At 66.6% G+C, this 5,522-nt stretch carries 4 protein-coding genes and 1 pseudogene; all 5 read right to left on the minus strand.

The genetic code is table 11. The annotated features are described in order from the left end of the window. Positions 1 to 72: 72 nt before the first annotated feature. A pseudogene (locus A9X04_RS20975) lies at positions 73 to 1,422 on the minus strand (Hsp70 family protein); the annotation flags it as partial. A gap of 55 nt (positions 1,423 to 1,477) precedes the next feature. Then, complete coding sequence (locus A9X04_RS20980) at positions 1,478 to 1,993, minus strand: hypothetical protein (RefSeq protein WP_067924528.1); 516 nt, start codon at positions 1,991 to 1,993, stop codon at positions 1,478 to 1,480. 202 nt (positions 1,994 to 2,195) lie between these two features. After that, on the minus strand, positions 2,196 to 2,690 hold the full coding sequence (locus A9X04_RS20985) for a hypothetical protein (RefSeq protein ID WP_231985782.1): 495 nt from the start codon (positions 2,688 to 2,690) through the stop codon (positions 2,196 to 2,198). A 160-nt stretch (positions 2,691 to 2,850) separates the two neighbouring features. Continuing rightward, entirely contained in the window at positions 2,851 to 4,581 is a 1,731-nt protein-coding gene (locus A9X04_RS20990; RefSeq protein ID WP_231985783.1) for an alpha/beta hydrolase, read from the minus strand. Positions 4,582 to 4,924: 343 nt separating this feature from the next. After that, entirely contained in the window at positions 4,925 to 5,428 is a 504-nt protein-coding gene (locus A9X04_RS20995) for a hypothetical protein (protein WP_231985784.1), read from the minus strand. Positions 5,429 to 5,522: the final 94 nt, after the last annotated feature.

The following is a 5,522-nucleotide window of genomic DNA, read 5'->3' on the forward strand; positions in this document are numbered from 1 at the left end:
ACCCCACACCGGCTCCCCCGCAAACGTCCCAAACCGTGACCATCACCGAGCCGGACGGGGCTTGGGGTTGCCGAGGGTGACCGCCAACAGGATGGCCACCAGCACCGCCGCCGCCGCGCCCGCGACGCTGAGCACCAGCGCCGTCCGTTTGTACCACGGCAGCCCGCCCTCCGGGACGGCTTGGCGGTCGCCGGGACCGGCATCGAAATCCCTTGCCTCGTCGGTGTACTCGCCGGTGGCGTCGCGCCCGGTGTAGGGCACCGGCTCGTCGGCGCCGTCGGCGTCCTGGGACCAGGCCAGGGCGCCGTCCACGTCCGTGGCCCGGGCGGCCCACGCGGCCTGGGTCATGTCGATTCCGGCGGTGCCGACCATCTGGGTCGGCGTTTCCACGACGGCTCCCGCCGCCGTGGCGGCACCCGCCGACGACTGCTGCTCGCCGAGCGCCGCCGCGCCGACGGCCGCGCTGGCCGCGGGCTGCGGTGCCGAGTGCACGGGCACCTGAAAACGCTGCGACAGCCGCGCGGCGATCAGCGGGATGCCGGCGCCGCCGCCGGCGGTCGCCACGGCGGCCAGCCCGGCCTTCGGAATTCCGTTGCGGCGCAACGCCTCCTCGACGACGTTCAGGAATCGGTCCAGCGGTTCGGAGATCAGCCGCTCCAGCTCGGCGCGCGACAGCTGCGCGCCCCCGACCGATGCCGACGCGGCGGTCGACAGCTGTTCCTTGGCGCGCCGGCATTCACCGAGCAGGCGGGTCTGCGAACCGATGCGCGTGGTGCTGGCCAGGTCGGCCATGGTGTCATCGGATGCCTGCAGGCCACTCAGGACGAGCTGATCGATCGCGTCGCCGGAGAAATCCGCGTATCGCACCGTCGGGCCGACGAGCGCGAAGTTGGATCCGGCGTCCATCAGGGTGACGCTGGTGCCGCTGGCGCCGAAATCGCACAGCGCGACGATGCCCGCGCCCGGGAAACCCGGTCTGCCACGCAGCGCCGCCACGGCGGCGGTGGCGTCGGACACCAGCACGGGGGACACGCCGCCGCGGGCCAGGTCCGGCTGGGCGAAGAATTCGTCGCGCAGCGCGGCGAACTGGGATTCGGACCAGTACGCCGGGACGGCGATGGTGATCGGTGAGCCGTAGCCGACGGTGCGGGCCATCGCCTCGATCGCCTCGACCGTCAGTACCTCGCCGAGGTACTTCGTCCCGTCGGGCGCCACCAACGGTGACCGGTCGCCGACCCGCTCGACGAACCCGCGCAGCACCATCCCGTCCCCGGTCAGGTTCGGGTTTTCCTCCGGCAGGCCAACTTCGGTCGGCCGGTGCTCGAAGAGGGTCAGCACGGCACTGCGAACCACCGGGGCGCCGCCCGCGCGGGCCGCCACCAGGTTGGCCGCCCCAATCGACAGCCCGAGCGACTCGCTCATGCCCCGCACCCCACTTCCGATCGCCCGGTGGTCCTCACCATAGCGGCCGACGGCGTCAGCGCAGGCCGGGCGGGACGGTGATCACCGTGGGCACCCCGGGAATCGTGATCACCGAAGGCACCTGTGGCAGGTGATGGCGGTGCGTCGGCGCCTGCTGGCCCGGCTCGCGCGTGGGCTGCTGTGTCGGCTGCTGCGCCGGCGCCTCGCCCGCACTGCTGGTGGTCGGCGTTGTGGTGCTTGTCGGGGTGGTCGTCGTCGTGGTGGTGGTCGAACTCGTGCTGCTGGTGCTCGGGGTGGGGCTGGTGCCCTGTCCTCCCTTGAGCAGCTCGGTGATGCCGTAGGCGATCAGCCCGATCAGGATCACGACGAACACCAGCCAGGCGATCAGCAGCGGAGGCTTGCGATACCACGGAGTGGGTTCGCTCTCCAGGGCGTCGAACGCGTCGGGCTGCCCGGTTTCGTCGGGCGGGTACGGCGGGGCCTCGCCGGAAGTCGGCTGGTCGGCCATGCCGTAGTCGGCATGATGAGTCGCCTGCTCGTGGAAGTCGTCGGGTGGGCCTGTGCGTTCCACGGCACCGATGGTACTGATCTCACCTGCCAACCTCCTGAGCCCGCCTTCGGAAAGGGTCGTCACCGGCGCCGTCTTTCCGGGCGACGGGCCCGACCACATGGAGGGCGGGGGGTGTACTCGGTGGACCCCGGGCCGGGGAGTCGTCGCGGGCTTATCCGATCTGACAATCAGTCAGATCGGTGCCTAATCCCGCTCCGCTGGTTCATCGCGCAACGGAGGTCTGCCTTATCGCGGTGGGCACAGGCGTCCCTTCTTTGCGCAGGTTGCCTGGGAAGCACGGTGATGTCCCGATGATTGTCGGGGGCGATCCGGGCGGATAGGCGGACTTGATTTGCACGACGTAACCGTCAGGGGCGTAGCCGAACCTGTTGGGCTTCTCGAAGCCTTGTCGCTCAAGGACCTGCCAATCCCAGCGTTTCCAGATGCTTTCCACCTGACCGAAGAGGGCGTTGACGTCCGTACCTGCTGGAAGGTTCAGATCACCCCAGTAGGAGTAGTTGACTGGGGAGTTTTGGTCTTTTGGCTCGTCTTCGCAGTAGGCGATCCCGGAACCGACACCGCTGTAGCGGGTTCCGTCGACGTTGGTCCCGGCGGGCAGCGCGTCCACGGTCTGCTGAATGTAGCGAATCACCGTATTCTGCGCTTCTTCTTGACTCGCAGGTACTTTCGGTGACGGAGCGGCTGGTGTGGACTCCATCGGACCTCCTGGGATCACTGTTGCGCCAGACGGCGCCCCCGACGCCGGTTGTTTCGTGGACGTGGATGACGATCCTGATGAGCACGCAGCACATAGCCCGGCTGTCAGCAGGACAGCCAGTGAACAAAGCAGACTACGGATTGTCGGTTTCATCGTCTGATCAGGGCGTGAAGGTGGGTGGGGTGACATCGACTCTTCCGGCGATGATACGGCCCATGTTGTCAAGCGCCGGGTTACCGGTATCCCAGTAGCTGCTGTGGGCCGCGACTGTCGGCAGGCCGAAGGGCCAGCCCGGTCCTGGCGCTGCCTCAAATGGGATGCCCCCAAACTTCGAACTCATTGGGTCAGGACCCAGCGTCATGCCGGTCACGACACCGATGACGTCGTTTTGCGCTCGGGTCGCGAAGACATGAGCCCCGGGATCAAGGTTGAGGTCACCGGCATGTCCGGCCAGTACCCCGGGGCTGCCGACTGCGATCACATTGTTGGCGTCGAGATGGTGGCCGCCGAGTGCCGCGGCCCCCACTTCGGTGGATCCATAGCTGTGGCCGATGACCGTGTTCAGCGAGGGGCCCCCGGTAACCGCGTCGTTGTGGGAGGCGCGCAACCCGGCTTGGAAATCGTCGAGCGCGGCCGCCCCGTTGTGGGCATAGCTAGTCGACGCCGCATCAAAGACATTCATTGGCCGGTCGTAGCCCATCCACGTCGTCACCGAAACATCCTGTGGCCGCAGGCTTTTGTCAGCAGCAAGCGTGGCCGACAACATCCGTTCGGATTTGAGCGCGCTGGCATCAAAGCGCGTGAGGTCTTGGCCGGTGCCCGGCACAAAGGTGGCGTCGCGTTTCGCCGTGTCGGGGTTATTGATGGAGACAGCGGCGTGACCCTTGTCATCGATGATGCCCAAGTACCTCGGCAGTTGCCCAGGCGGCACCTTGTCCGGCGGCGGTCCAAGAGTACTTTTCACATTCGAGTACCCGTCGCGCGCACGATTGGCAGCGTCCCATTGCCGTCGCCAGGCCAGAAACTCATTGGTCTTCAGGAACGGCGTCTTCCCGCTGGCCCAGTCGGGATGCTGAGCGCGCAGACGGTCCAGGTCGGCTTGGTTTGAAGTCTGCAGCTCGTCGAGGTGCATCCGGTTGTAGTGATCGCGATCGACGAACGGCATCCCAGCGTGGTTGCCAACGAAGTGGTTTCGGTCGTATTCGGCGTCTTTTTGCTCTTGGGTGAGCGAGTTCCACACTTGCGCAAACTGATTGGGGTCATCCGGCAGCGGGGGAGCCGGCGACAGTGGGCCCTCTTGCGCCCTGATGCCTGCCGGGTCGTATCCCTCACTCTTGAGGGTTCCCAGCGCATTCTGCAACGTGTTCGAGTAACCGTCGCGTGTTGCTTGCAGCTGGCCCAGCGCAGCCTTCGTGTCGCGGATGGCGTCGTCTTCGAGCGAGGTGATATAGGCGTTGAGCGCATCTCGGTCGGCCGCGCTGAGGTTGGGATGCTCGTTTTCTAGCTCGACGGCCTCGGCGATCATGTTGTCGAGGCCCGTCAGCTGCGCTTCCAGCGAGGCGATCTGGCCAGCGGCGGCCTTTTGCGCCTCGGCCAAGGATGCGGCGATGGTTTCCAGATCCGCACCGATTTTGGGCAGCTGCACGGCCTGCGCCCCCAGGGACTTCGCCACCCGCTGCACTTCAGCAGAGTCGTTGATCGGATGATCGCCATCCTGATGATTCCAGGCCGCGTCAAACCGATTGCGGGCTTGCTCGAAGGCAAGGTCAGCTTCGGCGGTCGAGCGCCCCGCAGCCTTAAAGGCATTTGCGAGGCTCGAAATCTGCCCCGGCTCGCCCGCTTGCAGAGTCCGGTTGACCTCCCACGGATCACCGCCGGCGAAGGCTATCAACGCAGGGATGCTTATGTACCTGAGGTGCATGGAAACGTCAGGGGTTCTCGATTAGCCCCGGCTTCCAGCAGGGCTGCCAGCCCTGACGACTGGTTGGCGACACGGCGCTGTAGCCGGGCACTGACACGCATCGCCGCCCCTTTCGCGCTGGCGCCAAGGTTACTGCCCCAAACCCGGTGGTCAATTCACCTTTCGATGTGGACGGTATGCCAGTGTTTGCGAGTCTTTATCCCCTGTCGGTGTCGGGGGTTAGCCATGGCCGAACGGAAGACAACGCACGCACCTCGCGGCACTTTGAGAAGGAGCCGGGTGACCATCGAGCAACGCGTGGCCCTCGAGGTCGTCAGAAGGTGTTGACCTTGTCGAGGCTGACGAACATGCCGTGGCCGGTGCGGTCGTTGGTGAACCGGGTGCCGTCGGCGGTCGCGACGATCGTCCAGCCCGCGGCGTTGTAGGTCTTGTAGTCGATCTGGACGGTCGGGATGGCACCCAGGTTGCCCAGCACCCACTGCACCTTGCCGCCCGAGTCCACGCTCACGCCGTTGGCGTGTTCGCCGTCTTGCAGCGGGGAGTTGGTGAACGGCGCCTCGCAGCCGACGGTGTCCTTGTTGATCTGGCAGCGTGTGGTCCCCGACTTGGTTTCGATGAACACGTAACCGTTCTGGTCGGGCGGCAGCGGGATGGCACCGGCGGGCGCTGTCGGGTTGGCCGGCGTGGTCGGCAGCCCGGGCGCGGCTGCCGGGGGTTTCGCCACTTCGCGCGTAATCTGATTTCCCGGTATCGGGTGATCAGCGGGAGTGATGCGTGCGGTTTTCGCAAAGGGCACGGTGGAGCCTTGCCGGTGGATCCCTACTGATCGCGCCGGTGATGGTCAGTCCCGCACTCATCGACGCCTGTAGCACCACCGTCGCCGGCCGCGGCGCCGCGGCGCCGGGGGCCGG

The sequence above is a fragment of the Mycobacterium sp. E3247 genome (assembly GCF_001667785.1).
GTDB lineage: Bacteria > Actinomycetota > Actinomycetes > Mycobacteriales > Mycobacteriaceae > Mycobacterium.

What these genes read in the sequence shown, in the direction of transcription:
- A9X04_RS20985 (WP_231985782.1), bottom strand. Translation starts at nt 2,690, where the DNA reads ATGGAGTCCACACCAGCCGCTCCGTCACCGAAAGTACCTGCGAGTCAA.